This is a genomic window from Rhodococcus zopfii NBRC 100606 = JCM 9919, from assembly GCF_001895025.1.
GTDB classification, from domain to species: Bacteria; Actinomycetota; Actinomycetes; order Mycobacteriales; family Mycobacteriaceae; genus Rhodococcus; species Rhodococcus zopfii.
On the sequence record NZ_BCXI01000003.1, the window covers coordinates 191,057 to 211,130 of the forward strand.

Consider the following 20,074-nt stretch of genomic DNA (forward strand, 5'->3'; position numbering starts at 1 on the left):
TCAGCGCACCCCGAGCCGGGCCAGCAGGTCGGCTTCGATGCCGTCGAGCTCGGCGGAGATCGCCGCGTGTGCCGAGCGGCGACGCTGAGTGGGCATCTGCTCGGCCGCGCCGATCGCGGTCGTCAGATCGGTGAGCCGGGCGCGGATGGCGTCGGCGAACTTGCGGGTTTCGGCATCCTGCGGATGCTGCTCGACGATCTTGGAGACGGACTGCTCGGCCCCTGCGACGCGGGCGCTCAGTCGCGCGCCGTGCCCGGTGAACTCGCCGAGCTGGTCGATCGCGATGCCCATGCGCTGCGCCCGGCGCGCGTCGAGCTGCCCGCGCAGTGCGGTGACGGCCTGGTAGATCAGCGGCACCAGCACGGGCGCCAGCAACCGCGCGACGCCGAGATAGCGGCGCACCTTCGCCGCGGTGAATCCTTGCGTGGCGGCGGCTTTCTCCTGGGCCTTGAGCGTGGCGACCTGCTGTTTCTCGATCCGGGCCTGCGACTTGACGAGCTCTCTGTCGATCTTGGCCTGTGCCTTCGCGGCGCGTCGATCCCGCCTCGACTGGTTCTTCGCTCCGAGCTTCGCTTCGAGCGCGGCCTTGTGCTTCAGGGCCTTCGCCTCGGCCTTGCGGGTGGCGCGACGCTTCCGCCGGTTGAACAACGCCATCGAACAGCACCCTCCATTCGGTGTGACGGCGCAGCGGGCGCCTGTAGATCAGGCTATCTGTGCCGGTGGTATCGGTTCACCTTAGGACGAATACCCTGGACAGTTGTGGATGCACCCATCGAAAAGCGGCGATCGCCCGTCCTGATCGAGGCGAGCGCGCTGACGAGGTGCCGTCACCGGGTGTATCTGGACGCAACGTTTCCCGAGGACTTGGCGGCAGCACCGGAGAACCCCGGAGCGAAGCAGCGGCAGGAGGCCGCTGCGGCGCATCGCGAATCGATCCGCAGGCAACTGTTCGACGCACAGCCCGGCTGGGTGCGGATCGCCGCCGACGGGCCCGCGTCCCGGCGCGCCGAGGACACGATCCGGGCGTGCCGCGACGGAGCCGACCGGATCTGGGGTGCGGTATTGCCCGCCGACCCCGAAACGGGCCGGCGCGGCCGGTCCGAGATCCTGCTGCGGGACACCGCACGCGGCGGCTACATCCCGGTGATCGTCGTCAACCACAAGGTCACCGATCCGGGTCGTGGCGCGACCACGACCGGGCTGTTCGCGTGGGAGCCCGCGATCGACGAGACCCGCAAGGTGCGCAGCCAGCTCCGCGACCAGATGCGCGTCGCCCAGCTGTACCGGATGCTCGAACGGCACGGGCTGGCCAGCCCCGCGAAGGTCGCCGGGGCGGTCGGGTACGGCGGCGACTGCATCCTCGTGCACGACCTGTCGGAGGTGCTCGCCGACTACGACGAACGGTTCGTGGACCGGATCGCGATCGCGCGCGGCGAGGTCGCGACCGAACCGGCGCAGATCGGGGAGTGCCGCACCTGCCCGTGGTGGGCGCGCTGCCGCGCACAGCTGGTGCAGACGCACGACGTGTCGCTGGTGGCGCCCGGTCAGCGTGCGACGGTGCTGCGGGAACTCGGCGTGCACACCGTCGACGATCTGGCCCGCTGGGACGGCACGGAACCCGAGGTGTGGCCGCAGGGGTCCTTCGCGGACACGGTCGTGATGGCGAAGGCGTGGCTGGCGGGGGCGCCCCTGGTGCGGCGGTACGGGCACGTGCACGTGCACCGCGCCGACATCGAGGTCGACGTCGACATGGAGAGCTACCACGAGTTCGGTGCGTACCTGTGGGGGACGCTGCTCAACGCGGACGGTGATTCGGAGTACCTGCCGTTCGCGACCTGGGATCCGGTGCCCACCGCCGACGAGGCCCGCTCCTTCGGCGAGTTCTGGACGTGGCTGTCGGATCAGCGCAAGATCGCCGAGCGTCGTGGGAAAACCTTTGCCGCGTACTGCTATTCGAGGACAGCCGAGGACAAGTGGCTGCTGGCGTCGGCGCGGCGGTTCCACGGGTTGCCCGGTGTGCCGAGTGAGGCTGAGGTGCGCGCGTTCATCGACTCGCCGCAGTGGGTCGACGTGTACCAGGCCGTGACCGATCAGTTCGTTTGCCCGAACGGCAAGGGGCTCAAGAAGATTGCGCCGCTCGCGGGACATCGGTGGCGCGACGAGGAGGCCGGCGGGGAGGCGTCGATGAGCTGGTATCGCGAGGCCGTCGGCTACGAGGGTGCGCCCGATCCGACGCAGCGGCAGCGTCTGCTCGAATACAACGAGGACGATGTCATCGCGACGAAGATTCTGCGCGAGTGGATGACCGACCGTGCGGTGAAGGAGATCCCGCACATCGACGACCTCTGATCGTCACGACCGGACGGCGGCGGCCAGGCGGATCAGCGCGTCGACCACCGGCCGCCCGAACATGGGCGGGTCGTTGTGCTCGACGCCCGGCAGGACGACCCGTTCGACGAGATGCGGCGCCGCGGCGGCGACCCGCTCACTCTGTGCGGGCGGGACGATCGTGTCCGCCGTGCCGTACACGACGGTGACGGGTATCCCGATCCGGGCCACGGTGGCGGCGACCGGAAACCGGTCCCACAGCAGGGCCGTGGGGAGAAGCGGATAGTGGTGCCGCGCGACTGCCGGGAGGTCGACGAACGGGGAGCGCAGCAGCAGGCCGGCCGGCGGATACTCGGCGGCGAGTTCGACGGCGACGCCGGTGCCGAGGCTCTCCCCGAGATACAGGAGCCGATCGGGCGGGACTGCTTCGTCGGCGAGGAGGAACTGCCGGGCGGCGCGCACGTCGAGCGCGACACCGGCCTCGGTGGGACGGCCCGGATTGCCGCCGTAGCCGCGGTAGTCCACCAGCAGCGTCGCGAAACCCGCCATGGACAGGGCGGCGGCGAGCGGTGCCCGGTCGAGCCGATTGCCGCCGTTCCCGGGAGCGAACAGCACGGTGAAGCCGGTGCCCGGGCCGGTGGGATTGGTTGCCGGGACGAACCAGGCGCCCAGCTCGAGCCCGTCGGACGTGGTGAGCCGGACGTCCCTGGCGCCGGGCAGGACCTCGGCCGCCGGGGGCGGTGGGGATGCGTCCGGCAGATAGATCAACCGCCGCTGGCCGGCCCACAGTGCGAGGCCCGCCACCGCGACCAGGGCGACGACGGCCATCGCCACCCGTACGACTGCTGCTGCGGGGGTCATACCTCGAGTGTGACTCGTCGTTCGATCGAATCAACTGGGCCGCCGCAGGGCGTTTCGAATAGCGAATCCCGTTCATCGGTGCATAGATGGATGGACGAGAACACATCAGAAAGGATGTCTCATGCTCCGCAGAATATGCACTGTGGCTGTACTTTTCGTGACCTTGGCGGTGACTGTCGCTGGGGCGGTCGGAGTTTCCCGGGTCGACGTTTCCCGTCAGCGTTCCTACTTGCTGTACCCGGGCTCGTACCTCCTGCCGAGGTAGCCGTGCCCCGTGCGCGGTTTTGGTAGTAGGGACTACCGAAACCACGCACGGGCGGCGGAGCCGCCTAGCGAGGCGCCATGCGCAGCGCACCGTCCATGCGGATGGTCTCGCCGTTGAGGTAATCGTGCTCGACGATCATCTGCACGAGCTGGGCGTACTCGGCGGGCTGGGCCAGGCGGGACGGGAACGGCACCCCGGCCTCGAGGCCCTTGCGGTACTCCTCGGTGACACCGGCGAGCATCGGGGTGTCGACGATGCCGGGGGCGATCGTGTTGACGCGGATACCGAACTGCGCGAGGTCGCGGGCGGCGGGAACGGTCATGCCGTGCACGCCGCCCTTGGATGCGGAGTACGCGATCTGCCCGATCTGGCCCTCGAATGCAGCTACGGACGCGGTATTGACGATGACGCCGCGCTGGCCGGCATCGTCGACCGGGTCGGTCTTGGAGATGGCGTCCGCGGCCAGGCGCATCACGTTGAACGTGCCCAGCAGGTTCACGGTGATGACGGTGCGGAACAGCTCGAGGTCGTGCGGGCCGTTCTTCGACAGGATGCGGCCGGCCCAGCCGACACCGGCACAGTTGACGACCGTGCGCAGCGGCACACCCGACTCGACGATCTTGTCGACCGCGGCCTGCACGTCGTCGGCGCTGGTGACGTCCGTGGCGAGCAGTGTGACGCCCTCGGGAGCCTTGCCACCCACCCGCTCGATGGATTGGGCGAGGTCGAGACCGAAAACGGTCGCACCGGCGTCGGTGAGGCGCTTCGCGGTGGCCGCGCCGAGCCCGGACGCCGCACCGGTGACCAGTGCTGCGGTTCCCTGAATTTCCACTGCTGTACTCCTGTTCCGGCGGCCCGGTCGGCACGCCTCGTCTGGGTTCGAACCCTAGCGTGGCGACCGCGGATCGGGACGTCCAGCGGCTACGCGGAGCCGTCGACGACGGCCGCGTCGACCGGGGGGAGCGCGCGGCTCCGCCCGCGGACCAGGAGCGCTGCGCCGAGCCCGGCCGCGACCAGGCACGCGACGGCGCCGAGCAGCAGCCCGGCCCGGCCGCCGAACTCCTCACACACCCATCCGGCGAAGGGGCCGCCGATCGCGGTGGAACCGAGGAACGCCACCGACCACAGGGCCATGACCCGGCCGCGCATCGTCGGGGCCGCCGCGAGCTGCAGCGAACTGTTGGTGGTCGCGGTGAACGAGGCGCTCAGCCCGCCGACCAGGGCCATCGCGACGATCATGAATCCCAGGTTCGGCGCGGCCGCGGCGGCGGCCATGGCGACACCGAACGCGAGTGCGGTCGCCACCAGCGGTTTGACGCCGGTGCGGCCCCAGGTGGCGATGACGAGCCCGCCGACGACGGACCCGGCACCCATCGCGGCGGTGAGGAAGCCGTAGCCGCCGGCCCCCGCGTCGAGCACGTGCTCCGCGACGACGGGAAGCACGACCTGGAACTCGAACGCGAGACAACCGACCAGCGCCATCATGAGCAGCGGCACCGCGAGGTCGGGACTGCGCCGCACGTAGGCCAGACCTTCCCGTAGTTGTCCGCGCGCCCGCTCGGCCAGGGGCGACGGATCGAGCCGGGAGACGTCAAGCCGCAACAGCGACGCCACGACCGCGACGAAGCTGGCCGCGTTGAGCAGGAAGCACACGCCGAGGCCGCCGGCGGCGATGACCAGGCCCGCGACGGCCGGTCCGATCATGCGCGAACACGCCGCCAGCACGGACTGCAGGCTCACGGCGTTACGCAGGTCCTCGGGGCCGACCATCTCGAGCATGAACGACTGGCGGGCCGGGTTCTCGAAACACTGGTTCAGGCCGAGCAGCACGGCAAGCACCCACACGTGCCACAGCTCGACGGTGCCGGTCACGGTGAGCAGGCCCAGGGCCAGTGCCTGCAGCCCCATCATCGTCTGGAGCCCGATCATCAGCCTGCGCTTGTCCACCCGGTCGGCGACGACGCCGCCGTACGGACCGAGCAGCAGCATCGGCACGGTCTGCAGCGCCAGCACCACGCCGATCGCGGTGCCGGAACCGGTCAGTTCGAGGACCAGCCACGACTGGGCGACGATCTGCATCCAGGTACCGATCAGGGAGACGGCCTGGCCGGTGATGTAGCGGCGGAAGTTCGCACCGCGGAGTGCGGCGAACGTCTGTCCGCGCAGGTCGGCGAGGACTGTCACGGGCGGCACCCCGCGTCGGCCATGCTCTCGGCGAGGGCTTCGAGCGCGGGGAGCGCGCGGCGGATCGCGTCGCTGTGCTCGTCGGACAACGCCGCGAGGTTTTCGGCGAACAGGGCGGTCCGGACCTCGCGCAGATGCAGGAATCGTTCCCGTCCCGCGTCGGTGATCCGGGCCCGGACCACACGTTTGTCGCCGGGGTCGGGGGAGCGGGTGAGCAGGCCGGCGTCCTCGAGCTTGCCGAGCATCCGCGACAGCATCGTCGGGTTGATGCCCTCGATCTCGGCGAGCTCGCGCACACCGATGTCCTGGTGCCGCGCGACGGTGGAGAGCAGCGAGAACTGGCTGCGGGTGAGACCGTCCTCGCCGGACGATCGGCGGTCGACGCGACGGGCGATCTTGCCGAAGGTGACGCGCAGCCGCGCGATCTCGTCGTTCTCGAATCGTGTGCTGTCGGTAGCCACGTCGCCTCCCCGGATATTAATTGCCTATCGGCAAGCATACTCCTGCGGGCGCGCGGGAACGAGCGGTTCGCGACCACGCGTGAATCGGGAGGCGCATCACCCTCCGGGCTGCGGTGTCCCGGCTGCCGGACGCCTCCCGAAACGGTTGACGGATCCAAAAACCTTGCTACGGTTCGAAATACGTACTAAATCGACACACCGGACGCGCCAGCCGCGACCCTGGCGAACTGCTCGAATCCGTCGGCGGACTCCCACGTCGGCGAATACCGGGCGTTCCGGCCTGCGATGAGACTCCGGCTCAGTGGTCGACGGGAACGCGCGGCGCACCGGCCCGGCGACGGCCGGGCGCGTAGGTGCGGACGACGGCGATGGCCGCGGCCACCGCGAGCGTCGCGACACCGGCGATGAGCCCGGCCGGAGTGCCGGGGGCCAGGCCTTCGCCGAGCATCCAGGCGCCGAACGCGAAGAACAGTGCCGCGGCGCCGAGCCGGATTGCGTTCTCCGGCAAGTGCTTACCGAGCACGGCGCCGACGACGACGGCGAGCGCGTCGGCGGCGACCATGCCGATCGTCGATCCGATCCACACGCCGGCCCAGTCGTTGTCGGCGGCCAGTGTGATGGTGGCGAGCATGGTCTTGTCGCCGAGTTCGGCCAGGAAGAATGCGGAGGTCACGGCGAGGAACGCGGACCGGGTGACGCGCGCGGCCTTGTTCTGCTCGTCCTCGTCGAGTGAATCGCCGCGCAGTGTCCACAATCCGAAGGACACGAACGCGACACCGCCGACGATCGCGAGGGCCGTGGACGGGATGGCGACCCCGAGGTAGTGACCGACGGCGACCGAGACGAGATGCACGGCTGTGGTCGCGGCGAGGATGCCGGACAGGACCACCCACCAGCGGTAGCGCAGCGCGAACGTCATTGCCATGAGCTGGGATTTGTCGCCGAGTTCGGCGATGAAGACGACTGCGAAACTCAGTGCGATCGCGGCGATCATCGGGGTCGTTCCTCCTGTCCGAAATGGAGGAAACGGGCTTCCTCCGGTCGCCGGCGCGGGATGCGTCGACGGCCGAAGGTCTCGCCCACCGGATTCGATGTATCCGGTTCACCCGGCCGGGCCGGACCCCGAAGGGTCGTGCCAGTATGTCGACCGAGCGATTGGGGGCTACTCCCCTTCGCTTCGGCAACGATAGCGCGTCAGGAGCGAAATCGCAAAGGGCGCACTAAGTTTGGTGACCCGAACTCGAGAATGTGGAGGACGGTCACGCTGCGAGCAGCATGGCCAGAATCGCGGTGTCGGGATCGCTGTTGGGATCCACGCCCACCCTGCTGACCAGTGCCGTCACGGTGCCGTCGGCTTCGGCCTCCACCCACGCGGCCCGATGCTCCAGCCCCAGATGCGGCAGCCCCGGCAGCAGGACGCACCCCGACGCGACGCCCGCGTTCTCGGGCAGGGACGGTGTCGTCTCCGACGGGGGATGCAGCATGATCAGCGCCGGTGGCTGATGGGCCGCGAACCGCCCCGGCTCGACAGCCTCCGCGCCGAGCACCGGCCCCTCGGCCACCACCAGCCCGACCGTGCCCGGTTCCGGATCGTCGGGCAGTTCCTCACGCACCCCGAAGACGGTGGACGTGGGAAGCAGGCCGGGAAGCGACGCGACCCGCACCGTCATCGCCAGCAGTTGGGTCCATTCGCGGGTGCTCTCGGGCCAGCGTCCCGAGACCACGAAACCACGCAGTGATCCGGCGGCCTGGAAGGCGGCGAGTTCGATTCGTTCGCGTCCGTTCATCCCGCAACCTCCCCAGTCGAAGTCGTAGCGGCGCGCAGCGCCGATCGGTACACCTCGTCGGGTATATGAGAAGAATGACCGGTTCCCGGCTGGCACACAAGGGGGTTCGAGTGCCAGCAGTGCAGGCGCCGGACACGAAAAAGGGACGCCGGACATCCGGCGTCCCTCTCGGCGCAGAGTGTGCGGCGTGACTAGACGATCAGACCGGCGGTCTGGGTACGGGCGCGCTCGAAGCGGGCCTGGACATCCGCCCAGTTCACGATGTTCCAGAAGGCCTTGACATAATCGGCCTTGACGTTCTGGTACTGCAGGTAGAAGGCGTGCTCCCACATGTCGAGCATGAGCAGCGGAACCAGACCGATGGAGATGTTGCCCTGCTGATCGTAGAGCTGCACGATCTGCAGGCGCTGGCCGATGGAATCCCACGCCAGGATGGACCAGCCGGAGCCCTGGATCGAGTTCGCGTTGGCCGAGAAGTGATCGCGGAACTTGTCGAACGAACCGAAGGCGTCGTCGATGGCGGCGGCGAGCTCACCTTCCGGCTTGTCGCCACCCTCGGGGGAAAGGTTCTGCCAGAACACCGAGTGGTTGGTGTGACCACCGAGGTGGAACGCGAGGTCCTTCTCCAGCTTGGTGGCCTGCGCAGCCATCGTGCCGTTGTCGCGGGCCTCGGCCAGCTTCTCGAGGGCCGTGTTGGCGCCGGCGACGTAGGTCGCGTGGTGCTTGCTGTGGTGCAGCTCCATGATCTTCGCGGAGATGTGCGGCTCGAGGGCCGCGTAGTCGTAGGGCAGTTCCGGAAGCGTGTACTCAGCCACGAGGGTCCCTTCATCTGCGGGCCTGTCGGCCCGTCCATGTTTTCGGTACTTCTGGGTTTCCACCCAAACTCATAAGTACACCCTGCGCAACACTCGGACGCAGCCGGTTCCGGCATATCCGACGTACCGCTGTCGAGGGCTGTTGGATGGTTCGGAATGCGACAAAGGTCTCTACCAGTGCAAACGTAGGCAGATTCGGCGCGAAGGTAAACCGGACATTAACATTACGGGGTGTTTCGGCCACTTCCGAGCGATCCGGCACGCGGCGGCGAAGCGCCGCGGGTCGAATTTCCGGGCGTGAATCTGCTGAAGACACTCGCCGTTCTGGCCGTCGTGTATTCGCATATCTCGTTCTATCTGATCGACGATCTCGGCACCGGATGGTGGGGGATCGACCTCGTCTACGACGTTCTCGTCGACGGCGCGAAACTCAACCAGCACCTCTCGTTCCTCGGCGTCGCCGCGTTCATGATGCTGACCGGGATGCTCATCACCCGATCCGCGATCCGGCAGGACGCCCGCCCGTTCCTCATCGCCCGCGGGGCCCGCCTGCTGCCCGGATTCTGGGTCGCGGTCCTCGCCGCGATCGTGCTGGTGCGACTCGGCATCAACGGCATGTTCAGCGGGCAGACCGGAATCTCCGACGTCGAAGCGGCACTCAGCTTCTTCCTCGGCGGCTTCTTCCTCAAACCCGAGGTCGCGGTGCTCGGCGTGACCTGGACCCTCGCGGTCCAGGTCACGTTCTATCTCTACTGCGTGATCGCGCGCCCGCTCCTGCGGGCCGCGCCGACCGCGATGCCGACCCTCGGCGCCGCGGTATGCATGATGGTGATCTTCTACAACCTGTACATCCCGCAGCCGTACGCGGTGCCGTTCCTGTCGAAGATCGCCGCGACCCTCCCGACCGTCTTCCTCGGCCAGATCATCTACCTGGGCTGGGCGCGGCTGGCCCGACCCCGCGCGCTGATCCTCGCGATGCTCGCGCAGGTGATGGTCGTGTGGGTGGCCACCGACTACCAGGTGTACTGGGCCGGCACCCGCTACCTGTGGACGATCGTCGTGGTCACCGCGACCGTCGTGTTGCTCGCCCGCTACGACGGCCGGCTCGCCCGCTCACGGGTCGTGTACTGGACGGCGACCCGCAGCTTCGCGATCTACCTCGTGCACACGCTCGTGCTGTACCGGGTGTACGAGAACACGGTCGGACATCTCGGCCGTACCGGTGCCGTGCTCGCGTTCGCGGTGGTGTGCGGGCTCGTGTCCGAGGCGCTCTACCGCTTCGTCGAGGTCCCGGCCGGGCGCTGGATCACCGACCGGTGGGTCCTCCGCACACCGGCGACCGGTGCCGCCGTCGCGACCCGGACCGAGAGCGAAACGCGCGCGTAGCATCGGGACCATGTCCTGGTTCGACGAGATCTACTCCGATAAGACCGCCAAATCCGTGATGGTCAGCCGCGAGCAGGCATTGCCCGGACGACCCGACCCCATCCCCGTGCCCGACGGGCACTACGTCAACGGACATCGCCTCACCCCGCCGTTCCCGGACGGCCTGCAGACGGCCGTCGTCGGCATGGGCTGTTTCTGGGGGGCCGAGAAGGAGTTCTGGGAACTCGACGGTGTGTACTCGACCGCGGCCGGCTACGCGGGTGGTTACACCCCCAACCCCACCTACGAGGAGGTCTGCTCGGGGCGCACCGGGCACACCGAGGTGGTGCTCGTCGTCTTCGACCCCCAGGTGATCGGATACGCGCAGATCCTGCAGCAGTTCTGGGAGAACCACGACCCCACGCAGGGCATGCGGCAGGGCAACGACCGCGGCACCCAGTACCGGTCCGCGATCTACACGTTCGACGAATCGCAGATCGAGGTCGCCGAGGCCACCGCGGAAGCGTTCGGCAAGCGCCTGGCCGCAGCCGGATACGGCGCGATCACCACCGAGATCGCCCCGCTGACGCAGTTCTACTACGCCGAGGACTACCACCAGCAGTACCTCGCGAAGAACCCGAACGGTTATTGCCCGGTGCACGCGACCGGTGTCAGCTGCCCCGTCGGTCTCGGTCTCTGACGGCTCTCCCCGGATCGGACCAACAGCCCTCGCGCACGCCGGTGCCCATGTGATATAAGGCCTACCCTCTTGCCCTTCCCGGTTCGGCGGACCAACCTGGAATGAGCAACGGACGTGGGGGAAGGACCGGATTCGACATGGTGAACAGCACGGCGGCGTATCTGCGAACCGCGCGCCGATCCTCCCGGCGTCGCAATCCTCTCGTACGCCGCACCGACCGGATCGAAGCGCGGCTTGTGGCCGTACTCATCGTCCTCGTCGCCGCGATGATTCCGGTGTCCGTGTGGGCGGGGGCCCACACCTGGGACACCCAGCTCGAGATGTCGGCCCAGCAGACCGCGGAGCGGTCCCTGGTGACGGCCACGACCGAGGACATCCCGGCGACGCCCGCCGCCACCTACGGCGACTACGCGCTCGCCGGGCCTGCGACGGTCCCGGCCTCGTGGACGTGGGGCCGCGAGACCCGACACGGCAACATCGAAGTCGACGCCACCACCGCGGCCGGCAGCCAGGTTCCGGTCTGGGTCGACGCCGACGGCCGGCAGACGCTGCCGCCGATGGATGCGACGAGCGCAAAGGTGTCGTCGGTGCTGGTGGGCGTGTCCGCCTGGATCGGGACGATGCTCGTCGCCGGTGCGGTGTTCACTCTCACCCGGTGGCGCCTGGATCTCGCGCGCGCCCGCCGGTGGAGCCGGGACATCGAGATCTTCCTCGGCTCCACCAACAGCTACTGATCCGTCGGCGCCAGAGCTCAGCGCACCGCCGGCAGTACTTCCTGCGCGACCAGCTCGAGGTGGTCGAGATCCGCGAGATCGAGAATCTGCAGGTAGATTCGCTGCGTTCCGACCTCGGCGTAACGCCCGATCTTCTCGACGACCTCCGCCGGCGTGCCGGCCAGGCCGTTCTCGCGCAGTTCGTCGACCTCACGTCCGAGGCGTGCGGCACGACGGGCGATCTCGTCCTCGTCGCGTCCGCAGCACAGCACGAGCGCGTTCGACCACACGAGCTCCGCGGGGTCGCGGTCGACGGCGCGGCACGCATCCTGAACTCGCGCGAACAACCGGGCGGACTCCGCCGCCGACTCGAACGGCACGTTGAACTCGTCGGCGAAGCGGGCCGCGAGCGCGGGGGTACGGCGCTTGCCCTTGCCGCCGATGACGATCGGCGGACCCGGCCGCTGCGCGGGCTTCGCCAGGGCCGGCGAATCGAGGATCCGGTGGTGCGCGCCCTCGTACGAGAAGGTTTTTCCGACCGGGGTCTCCCACAGGCCGGTGATCACGGCCAGGGATTCCTCCAGCTTGTCGAAACGCTCCTGCAAGGGCGGGAACGGGATGCCGTACGCGAGGTGCTCCTCCTCGTACCAGCCGGCGCCGATCCCGAAGTCGACGCGGCCGCCGCTCATCGCGTCGACCTGCGCGACGGTGATCGCGAGCGGTCCCGGATGCCGGAACGTCGCGGACGTGACGAGGGTGCCGAGCCGGATCGTCGAGGTTTCCCGCGCCAGGCCGGCCAGGGTGATCCACGCGTCGGTGGGGCCGGGCAGGCCCTTGCTGTTCATGGCGAGGTAGTGGTCGGATCGGAAGAACGCCCCGTATCCGAGCCGCTCGGCCGTCTGCGCGACAGCGAGGAGATCGGCATAAGTGGCGCCCTGCTGGGGTTCGGTGAAGATCCGTAGGTCCATGCCACGATCCTTTCAGTTCGGTGCCGATACGTGCGCGGCGCGCCGACGGGCGGCGGCGGTGGTACGGGAGGTGCCGATGCGGCGCACGATGATTCGGACATGTCGCGGGGCTGGGATCGAAATGTTCCCGGGCAGTGCGGGGTACGAGCTGTGAATGACCCCGAAAACTGGGGATGAACCTGTGGAAACTGTGGATAACTCCGTCGCCGTGGAGATTTCGGGCTCGCTTCTTGTCATGAATGTGGCCGCACCGTGACAACTGCGTAACGCGACGGTGGTGCAGCGTCGCGTCGACGGCTGCGGCACTGCATGCCGCGTGCCACTATTGACGATGTGAGCTTCTCCGATGTTCCCACCGTATCGGTCGCCGATGTCCCGGAGGCCGGCGACGGCGTGGTGATCCTGGATGTGCGCGAAGCCGACGAATGGAATTCGGGTCACGCACCGGGCGCGCAGCACATCCCGATCGGTGAGGTCCCCGCCCGTATCGAGGACATCGACATCGACGCCGAGGTCTACGTCGTGTGCCGGCAGGGCGGCCGATCCCTCGGTGTCGTCGCGTACCTCAACAACATCGGTTTCGACGCCTTCCAGGTCGACGGTGGCATGGTGGCCTGGCAGCGCAACGGCCTGCCGCTGGCCTCCGACGGCGACATCCCGGCGAAGATCTTTTGATGCCCGCCTATCAGATCTGCGTCCGCTGCGAACACCGCTGGCCGGTCACGGGCCAGCCGCGTCAATGGTGCCCCGGTTGCCGCGGGCTCCTGCTCTCGCCCGTCGACCCGCAGCGGCCGGTGCCGCCGGCGCGCCGCAACTTCCGTTGGGTGGCCGTCCCGTCCACCGGCACCGCGACCTCCCGCTCGGTCCCGCCCGGTCCGGGCAACTCGGCGGGCGGTCCGACACCTCGGTACGAGGAGGTGCCGCGCTGGGGTCTGCGCGATCCTCGCTCGATCCCGGACTTCGACGAACCGACCCGCGCCGAGAAACTCGCCGAGGTGGCACCGACGCTCCTCGTCGCGACGGCGGTGCTGTTCGCGGCCGCCGCCCTCGCCGAGACCGTCCGCTACGGGCTGCTGCTGTTCAACCGCACCCGTCTCGTCGATCCGGTCGCGCTCGCACTGTCCGACGCCGCCGTCGGCTCCACCCAGGTGCTCGCGCCACTGGTCGCACTCGTTGCCGTCGTCGCGGCGGCCTTGCGGCTGATCCGGGTCCGCGCGCGTATGTACGCGGCGCGCGGGACCTCGGATCCGCGGCCGCCCGCACTGATCGTGCTCGGGTGCGCGATTCCGCTGGTCAATCTCGCGCTGCCGGGGGTGTTCCTCACCGAGATCGACGACGGGAGCCCGCGGCTGCGTCGTGCGATCCGCACGTGGTGGGTGCTGTGGGTGGTCAGCGCCGTCCTGGTCGTCGTGACCCTGCTGTGGCGGCAACGCGACACCCTGCAGGCCCGCGCGGACGGGGTGATCCTGTCCGCACTGGCCGCCGCGGTCGCCGCGGTCGTCGCCGTCGCGGCGCTGCGCGTGCTGCGGCTGTTCGACGGCGCCGACCTGCGCGGTCGCCCGCTGAAGTACCGGCAGCTCACCGTCGCGTCCGGCCCGGTGCACTCGCCGATCGCCCCGATCGAACCCGCCGCGCAGCGTTCTGTCCCCGACGAACCGGTCGAGGCCGTCGGATCGTCCGGCGGGTCTGCGCAGCGGCGGGAACCCACCGAGGCGGTCGTGTCGTGAACCAGCACGAAGCGCCCCGCGTCGTCGCGCACCGCGGCGCGTCCGCGGCCAAGGCCGAGCACACCCTCGCCGCCTACGAGCTGGCGTTGCGGGAAGGCGCCGACGGACTCGAATGCGACGTGCGGCTCACCCGGGACGGACACCTGGTGTGCGTCCACGACCGCACCATCGACCGCACGTCCTCGGGCACCGGTGTGGTCAGCGAGATGTCGCTCGACGAACTGTCGGCATTCGACTACGGCAACCCCGGCGAACCGGCGTCGCTGCTGACCCTGCGGCAACTCCTCGAACTGGTGCTGGACTGGACGAGCCTGCCGGTCAAGTTGTTCGTCGAGACGAAACATCCGGTGCGCTACGGCGGACTCGTCGAAGCCAAACTGCTCGCAGAGCTCGCCCGATTCGGGCTGGCCACCCCCGCATCCGCGGATTTCTCGAGGATCGTGGTGATGTCGTTCGCGGCGAGCGCGGTGTGGCGGATCCGCCGGTCCGCGCCGCTGCTGCCGACCGTGCTGCTCGGCGACACCTCGCACTACCTGGGTGGCAGTGCCGCGACGACCGTCGGGGCGACCGCGATCGGACCGTCGATCGCGACGCTGCGCGAGCACCGCGACCTCGTGGACCGGGCAGCCGCGGCGGGCCGCGCGACCTACTGCTGGACGGTCGACGATCCGGTGGACGTGGAACTGTGCCGCGAACTCGGCGTCGGCTGGGTCGCCACGAACCATCCGGGGCGGACCAAGCAGCTACTGGCTGTTCAGGGCGGCGTGTAGGTTGGCGCGGTGGCCAAGAAGAGCAAGAGAAACAGTGGACCGAAGCCCGGCAGCAACCGCGCCGCCAAGCTCGAGCAGCGGCGGGCCGAACGGGAAGCGGCGTCGTCCTCGGTGACGCGGCCCTTCGAGGGCCTGGCCGCCGAATGCGACCTCGTCGCGCTGCGCGAGTTCGTGCCGTCGGCGCTCGTCGAACTGCCGCTGGCGACCCCGGTCGAGGGCCGTACCCTCATCGCCGCGACGGTGCTGCCCGGTGCGGTCGCCGCGCTGGTCCGCAACGAGGGCGACGACGTCGTCGCCTACGTCGGTCTGCAGTTGGCCGCACCCGGATCGGATCCGGCCGCCGACCTCGGTGCCGCGATCGAGTGGGCACGCACCGCCGAGCCCGGGACGTCGCTGCAGTCCGCGGGCGCCGATGCCGACACCCCGCGCCTGCAGGATCTCCTCGTCGCCGACGCCGTCCCGTCGATCACCGTGCACCAGGACTTCAACTGGTGGATCCCCGAGGGCGTCGAGGTCGCGGCGGACGTCGCGCACACCGTTTCGCACGCCAACGACGCGATCATGCCGTCGGCGCGGCTGTCCGGTGACGGCCTCGTCGGTGCCTGGTGGGTCGACGCCGGCGAGAAGGCGCACCTGCGGTGGGTGCGGCCCGAGGACGAGGACGCGCTGATGGTCGCGCTGTCGCGGGTGCACGCAGCCGGCGGACTGAACCTGGGTGAGGGATCGCGGTTCGCGGGTTCGTTCCGCACGCACGGCCTGCTGGTGCCGGTTTTCGATCTGGACCCGGAGAAGCATCCCGACGAGTGGATTGCGCCGACCCTCGAGTTCGGCGCCCGCCTCGACGACGCGTTGGCCGACGATACGCCGCTCACCGCCGCCGAGCGGCGTTCGCGTGACGGCCTGCGCGGCCGTCAGGTGACCCTGCGCTGAACATTTCCTGAACGGAAACGGCACCGTCCGGAAGACCCGAATCGGTCTGCCGGACGGTGCCGCGTTTCGAGATGAACCCCGTTCGGAAATGAACCCCAGGGCGAACTCAGATGGTGCCGCCGGCCGCAGCCGGAGCGTTCACCGCCGGAGCCGCGACCCTGCTGTTGATCTCCCGGGCCACGAAATCCTCGATGTGGAACAGGCTCGTGCCGGCGCGGTCGGCGACCGTGAGCAGCGTGTTCATGGTGGCGACCTCCTCGACCTGTTCCTGGAGGAACCACTGCATGAACTGCTCGCCGAGGTAGTCGCCGTCGTCGCGAGCGGCGCGGGCGAGCTCGACGATCTGCTCGGTGACCCTCTGTTCCTGCGTCAACGCGAGGGCGATGGCCTCGCGGGCGCTGTCGAACATCGACTGCACGGCGTCGACACCGGTGAGGTCGACCGCCATATCCCGGTCCAGGAAGTACTGGACGATCATCATCGCGTGATTGCGCTCCTCGACGGACTGCGCGTAGAAGAGCTTGGCCAGCTGCGGCAGATCGGTGTTGTCGAAGAACACTGCGACGGCGATGTACTGATGCGACGCGGTGAATTCGTTGCGGATCTGATCGTGCAGCAGCGAATGGAATTTGCTCTTGTTCGTCGCACCCATGGTCGTCATTGCGGTCACATTAGTGCAGGTCAGAGGCTCGCGCATCCAAACGGAGGCTACGCTCATCAAGATCAGCCTTGCCTTGGCTGACTAGTGTGAGCCAAGCCTGAGTTCATTCCGAGCCCCTTTGTCAAGGGGTCGGCGTGAGCAATTCCGGGGGTATCGGCCGGTCGTCCGCGAGGGACTCGAAGAACGGAATCGCGCGTTCGCGGTCCCACAGCAGGACGTTGCCGGAGCCCCAGACATCCTCGAACCCGCCGACCGGCACCGTCGCGGTCACCGTCTCGCCGCGCATCGCCCACGCCAGGCGAGCCAGGTCCCACAAGTGGGTGCCGTCGTCGACCTCGAGGGTCGCGGTCGCCCCGGAGGCGAGCGACCACAGCCGGAACGGGTTGAGCATCGTGCCGAGGCCGGTCGCCTTGCCGAGCAGCGCCGACATGAACAGTCGCTGGTTGTTCATGCGGTCCAGGTCGGCGAGTGGAGTCGCGCGGGTTCGGACGAACCCGAGCGCCTCCGGTCCGGTCAGTTCCTGGCAGCCGGCCTGAAGGTTGATCCCGGCCAGCGGGTCTTCGATCGGATACGGCACGCAGATGTCGACGCCGCCGAGCGCGTCGACGATCGACGCGAACCCGCCGAATCCGATCTCGACGTAGTGGTCGACGTGCACGCCGGTCGCGCCCTCGACGGTCTGCGTGAGCAGCGCCGGGCCGCCGACCGCGAACGACGCGTTCAGTTTGTCCTGCCCGTATCCGGGGATCGACACGTAGGAATCGCGGGGCAGGCTCACCATCGTGGTGGCGCCGCCGCCGTTCGGCACGTGAACCAGGATGATGGTGTCGGTGCGTTCGGGGCCGACCTCACCGCCGGTCGCCAGTTCCTGTTCCTGCTCGGCGGTCAGCCCCGTGCGGCTGTCCGATCCGACGAGCAGCCAGTTCGTGCCGGGCGTGTCCGCGACGCGTTCCGGGTAGTCGGCGAGGGCGTCGATGCGGGTGAGCTTGCCGTCGAGGTAGACCACCCCGGCGACCGTCAGTACGAGCAGCGCGACGACTGCGAGTGCGATGCGTCGCGTCCACCGGCGGAACGATCCGGGCCGACGTCGGCGTGGCGCCGGACCGGGAGCCGGCCGAGGTCGGCGCGGCGGGGCGCCGGGTGGTGGACCGGCCGGGGGCGCCGGCGCGCGGCGCTGCTGCGGGCCTCGCTCGGCGGACCGCCGCGGTTCGCTGAACCGTTGCGGGGTCTGCGTGGGTGCCCAGTCCCGGGACTGCTGCGATTGCGGCCGCCGCGGGGGCGGTGCCGTGCGAGAGGGCGCCGCGGGTTGCCGGTACGTCGGATTCGGCGCCTGCGACCAGGCTTGTTGCGGCGCCGGACGGCCGTCGCGGCGGATGACCTGCGGGCCCTCGGGCGGCGGTCCGGACTGCACGGGACGAGGCGGGGGTACGGGACGGCGAGGCGGCGGCCCCTGCGGCGGCCGCGGCCGATACCGGGGGTCGGGACGGTCGCCGTTCACGCGTCAACTGTACGTTCCGCGGCCGCGAGAACCGCCGCTCACGTACGAGCGCCGGCCCGGGGGACTCGTCACGGCAGCCAGGACACGTGTCCGCGCAGCGCCTGATACCCCACGAACGCGACCGAGTCGATCAGCGCGTGCGCGACCACCAGCGGCCACAGCCGCGAGGTCTTCTGCCAGAACCGGCCGAAGATCAGACCCATGACGAAGTTCCCGAAACCGCCGCCGAGCCCCTGATAGAGGTGGTAGCTGCCGCGCAGCAGCGCCGACGCGACCAGTGACCTGTTCTCCGACCAGCCGAGCTGCCGCAGCCGGGTGATCAGATACGCGACGACCAGTACCTCCTCGGCCGCCGAGTTCGCGATCGCCCACAGCACTTCCGTGGGCAACCGCCACCAGTAGTCCTCGAGGACGCTCGGCGCGACGTTCAGATTCAGGTTCATCGCGCGCGCCGCGAGATACAGGCCGAGCCCCGGTATGCCGATCAGCGCGGCCAGCCCGACGCCGGGCAGCACGTCGCGGCGCAGGTGCGGTCGCGCGAACCCGATGATCTTCGGTCCGATTCCGCTGCGCCACAGCAGGTAGACGCCGAGCGCCGCCCACGCCAGCAGCCGCACGATCCCGAGCAGCTGCCGGGACAGGTCGATCAGCTGCTGCGACGACCGCGGCACGTTCAACGCGACCGTCTGCTCCGACAAGGGCGCGGGTGCGAGCGCGGACTCGAGCAACGACAGGATCGACGACAGTCCGCTGAGTCCGAACGTGACGAGCAGGACGATCGTGATCTCGATCCACAACGCGCGACGGTCCGCCGCGTTCAGCGGCGTCGCCGGGTTCCGGGGTGCGGGGGAGAGCCAGTCGCGGAGCGTCGTCACCGCAGCGATTGTGCCGCACCGGTGCGCGGTGCGGTCACCAGAAGTCGAGTGCCTCGGCCAGGGCGGTGGACTGTGCGTGCGTCGGCCGCTGCGCGCCGTCGATCGCGTAGATCGTGTTGCCGACGGTCGCGACGACGAGCCCGTGCCGCGCGGTGCCCATCGGCGTCAGCTCGGTCCACATGCCGGTCGCCACGTCGAACGCCTCGACCTGGGCGAGGACGCGGGTGGGTTCTTCGCCGCCGGCGGCGACGATGCGGCCGTCGATGAAGGTGGCGCCGAGGCCGCCGCGGGGGGTGGGCATGTCGGGCAGGCGGGTCCAGGTGTCGGTGGTGGGGTCGTAGCGTTCGACGGTGGCGGTGTTCTTGTCGGCGGACAGGTTTCGGCCGCCGAGGGCGTAGGCGTAGGTGCCGTCGGTGGTGGCGGCGAGGTGTTCGCGGGGGGTGGGCAGGTCGGCGACGGTGGTCCAGGTGGTGCCGTCGAAGACGTCGGTGGTGGCGGCGAGTTGGTTGTCGGCTTGGCCGCCGAAGACGTAGATCTTGTTGCCGATGGTGACGGCGGCGCCGGCGGCGCGGGGTTGGGGCATGGGAGGCAGTTCGACCCACTGGCCGTCGCGCAGGGCGAGCACCCGATCCGACGGATGCGCGGTCAGATTGGGGCCTTCCGGCTCCCAGCCGCCGAGCACCACCAGCTCGCCGTTGTACTCCACGGCCATCGGATGGTTCAGCGGCGCAGGGAGATCCGGGCCGGCCTTCCACGTGTCGATCGCCGGGTCGTAGCCCTCCACCTTCCCGGTCGAGCCGTTGTTGTCGAGCCCGCCGAGCACCCACACGGTGCCGTCGGCGACCGTGGATGCGCTCTGCTGGCGGGGGATCGGGGCGTCGCGCAGCCGACGCCACGCCGGGCCGGGCTGGATCTGCCGTGGTGGGATCTGCAGCGCCTCGTTCACCGCGGTGGATTCGGCGTGGGTGGGCTCGGTGGCGCCGTCGATCGCGTAGATCGTGTTCCCGACCGCGCCGAGCGCCAGGCCGTGCCGGGGCGTGCGCAGCGCGGGCAGTTCCGACCACGTGCCTGTGGTCACGTCGAACGCCTCGACCTGGGCGAGGACGCGGGTGGGTTCTTCGCCGCCGGCGGCGACGATGCGGCCGTCGATGAAGGTGGCGCCGAGG

General features: G+C 69.4%; 21 protein-coding genes. 8 read left to right on the plus strand and 13 right to left on the minus strand.

Annotated features, from left to right (window positions below; genetic code table 11):
• Positions 1–654, minus strand: a complete 654-nt coding sequence (locus tag RZ1_RS03075; protein ID WP_072809098.1) for a DUF6474 family protein — start codon at positions 652–654, stop codon at positions 1–3.
• A gap of 141 nt (positions 655–795) precedes the next feature.
• Between RZ1_RS03075 and RZ1_RS03080 the strand changes: the two genes are divergently transcribed.
• Entirely contained in the window at positions 796–2,349 is a 1,554-nt protein-coding gene (locus tag RZ1_RS03080; protein ID WP_283236495.1) for a TM0106 family RecB-like putative nuclease, read from the plus strand.
• Between the two features lie 3 nt (positions 2,350–2,352).
• Here RZ1_RS03080 and RZ1_RS03085 read toward each other — a convergent pair whose 3' ends face one another.
• The 7 genes from RZ1_RS03085 to RZ1_RS03115 form a co-directional block, all read right to left on the minus strand.
• Positions 2,353–3,189, minus strand: a complete 837-nt coding sequence (locus RZ1_RS03085; protein ID WP_072809101.1) for an alpha/beta hydrolase — start codon at positions 3,187–3,189, stop codon at positions 2,353–2,355.
• Between the two features lie 329 nt (positions 3,190–3,518).
• Entirely contained in the window at positions 3,519–4,286 is a 768-nt protein-coding gene (locus RZ1_RS03090; RefSeq protein ID WP_072809102.1) for an SDR family NAD(P)-dependent oxidoreductase, read from the minus strand.
• A gap of 89 nt (positions 4,287–4,375) precedes the next feature.
• Complete coding sequence (locus RZ1_RS03095) at positions 4,376–5,638, minus strand: MFS transporter (protein WP_072809182.1); 1,263 nt, start codon at positions 5,636–5,638, stop codon at positions 4,376–4,378.
• A complete protein-coding gene (locus tag RZ1_RS03100; protein ID WP_174565155.1) occupies positions 5,635–6,099 on the minus strand; it encodes a MarR family winged helix-turn-helix transcriptional regulator in 465 nt (154 codons plus the stop codon). The genes RZ1_RS03095 and RZ1_RS03100 overlap by 4 nt, the downstream gene beginning before the upstream one ends.
• Before the next feature lie 298 nt (positions 6,100–6,397).
• The gene (locus tag RZ1_RS03105; protein WP_072809104.1) at positions 6,398–7,093 is read right to left on the minus strand and encodes a TMEM165/GDT1 family protein; all 696 of its coding nucleotides are present in this window, start codon (positions 7,091–7,093) and stop codon (positions 6,398–6,400) included.
• A 265-nt stretch (positions 7,094–7,358) separates the two neighbouring features.
• Positions 7,359–7,886 carry a peptidase gene (locus tag RZ1_RS03110; protein ID WP_072809106.1) on the minus strand — a complete coding sequence of 176 codons (528 nt, stop codon included), beginning with the start codon at positions 7,884–7,886 and terminating at the stop codon, positions 7,359–7,361.
• A gap of 191 nt (positions 7,887–8,077) precedes the next feature.
• Positions 8,078–8,701, minus strand: coding sequence for a superoxide dismutase (locus RZ1_RS03115; RefSeq protein WP_068164327.1), 624 nt, complete (start codon positions 8,699–8,701; stop codon positions 8,078–8,080).
• A 297-nt stretch (positions 8,702–8,998) separates the two neighbouring features.
• Between RZ1_RS03115 and RZ1_RS03120 the strand changes: the two genes are divergently transcribed.
• From RZ1_RS03120 to RZ1_RS03130, 3 genes are all read left to right on the plus strand, one after another.
• A complete protein-coding gene (locus RZ1_RS03120) occupies positions 8,999–10,087 on the plus strand; it encodes an acyltransferase family protein (protein WP_083583490.1) in 1,089 nt (362 codons plus the stop codon).
• Between the two features lie 10 nt (positions 10,088–10,097).
• Entirely contained in the window at positions 10,098–10,766 is a 669-nt protein-coding gene (gene msrA / locus RZ1_RS03125; protein ID WP_072809109.1) for a peptide-methionine (S)-S-oxide reductase MsrA, read from the plus strand.
• A gap of 137 nt (positions 10,767–10,903) precedes the next feature.
• A complete protein-coding gene (locus tag RZ1_RS03130) occupies positions 10,904–11,500 on the plus strand; it encodes an Rv1733c family protein (RefSeq protein WP_072809111.1) in 597 nt (198 codons plus the stop codon).
• Between the two features lie 17 nt (positions 11,501–11,517).
• Here RZ1_RS03130 and RZ1_RS03135 read toward each other — a convergent pair whose 3' ends face one another.
• Positions 11,518–12,447 (minus strand): LLM class F420-dependent oxidoreductase, encoded by a 930-nt coding sequence (locus RZ1_RS03135; RefSeq protein ID WP_072809113.1) that lies wholly within the window; start codon positions 12,445–12,447, stop codon positions 11,518–11,520.
• A 333-nt stretch (positions 12,448–12,780) separates the two neighbouring features.
• On the opposite strand from RZ1_RS03135, the gene RZ1_RS03140 reads away from it, so the two are divergent.
• Genes RZ1_RS03140 through RZ1_RS03155 form a run of 4 tightly spaced genes read left to right on the plus strand, consistent with a single transcriptional unit; the run spans position 12,781 to position 15,874 of the window.
• Positions 12,781–13,122 carry a rhodanese-like domain-containing protein gene (locus RZ1_RS03140; protein WP_218020436.1) on the plus strand — a complete coding sequence of 114 codons (342 nt, stop codon included), beginning with the start codon at positions 12,781–12,783 and terminating at the stop codon, positions 13,120–13,122.
• On the plus strand, positions 13,122–14,174 hold the full coding sequence (locus RZ1_RS03145) for a DUF4328 domain-containing protein (RefSeq protein WP_072809116.1): 1,053 nt from the start codon (positions 13,122–13,124) through the stop codon (positions 14,172–14,174). The genes RZ1_RS03140 and RZ1_RS03145 overlap by 1 nt, the downstream gene beginning before the upstream one ends.
• Positions 14,171–14,944 (plus strand): glycerophosphodiester phosphodiesterase family protein, encoded by a 774-nt coding sequence (locus RZ1_RS03150; RefSeq protein ID WP_072809118.1) that lies wholly within the window; start codon positions 14,171–14,173, stop codon positions 14,942–14,944. The genes RZ1_RS03145 and RZ1_RS03150 overlap by 4 nt, the downstream gene beginning before the upstream one ends.
• Before the next feature lie 9 nt (positions 14,945–14,953).
• Complete coding sequence (locus RZ1_RS03155; RefSeq protein ID WP_072809120.1) at positions 14,954–15,874, plus strand: DUF5926 family protein; 921 nt, start codon at positions 14,954–14,956, stop codon at positions 15,872–15,874.
• A gap of 106 nt (positions 15,875–15,980) precedes the next feature.
• On the opposite strand, the gene RZ1_RS03160 is transcribed toward RZ1_RS03155, so the two are convergent.
• The 4 genes from RZ1_RS03160 to RZ1_RS03175 form a co-directional block, all read right to left on the minus strand.
• Positions 15,981–16,535 (minus strand): ferritin, encoded by a 555-nt coding sequence (locus RZ1_RS03160; RefSeq protein WP_072809122.1) that lies wholly within the window; start codon positions 16,533–16,535, stop codon positions 15,981–15,983.
• A gap of 121 nt (positions 16,536–16,656) precedes the next feature.
• Positions 16,657–17,946, minus strand: coding sequence for an LCP family protein (locus RZ1_RS03165; protein ID WP_244899312.1), 1,290 nt, complete (start codon positions 17,944–17,946; stop codon positions 16,657–16,659).
• 155 nt (positions 17,947–18,101) lie between these two features.
• Positions 18,102–18,917 (minus strand): CPBP family intramembrane glutamic endopeptidase, encoded by an 816-nt coding sequence (locus RZ1_RS03170; protein WP_371306565.1) that lies wholly within the window; start codon positions 18,915–18,917, stop codon positions 18,102–18,104.
• Between the two features lie 25 nt (positions 18,918–18,942).
• Positions 18,943–20,074, minus strand: a 1,132-nt coding sequence (locus tag RZ1_RS03175) for a Kelch repeat-containing protein (protein ID WP_280522811.1), incomplete at its 5' end; no start/stop codon positions are given.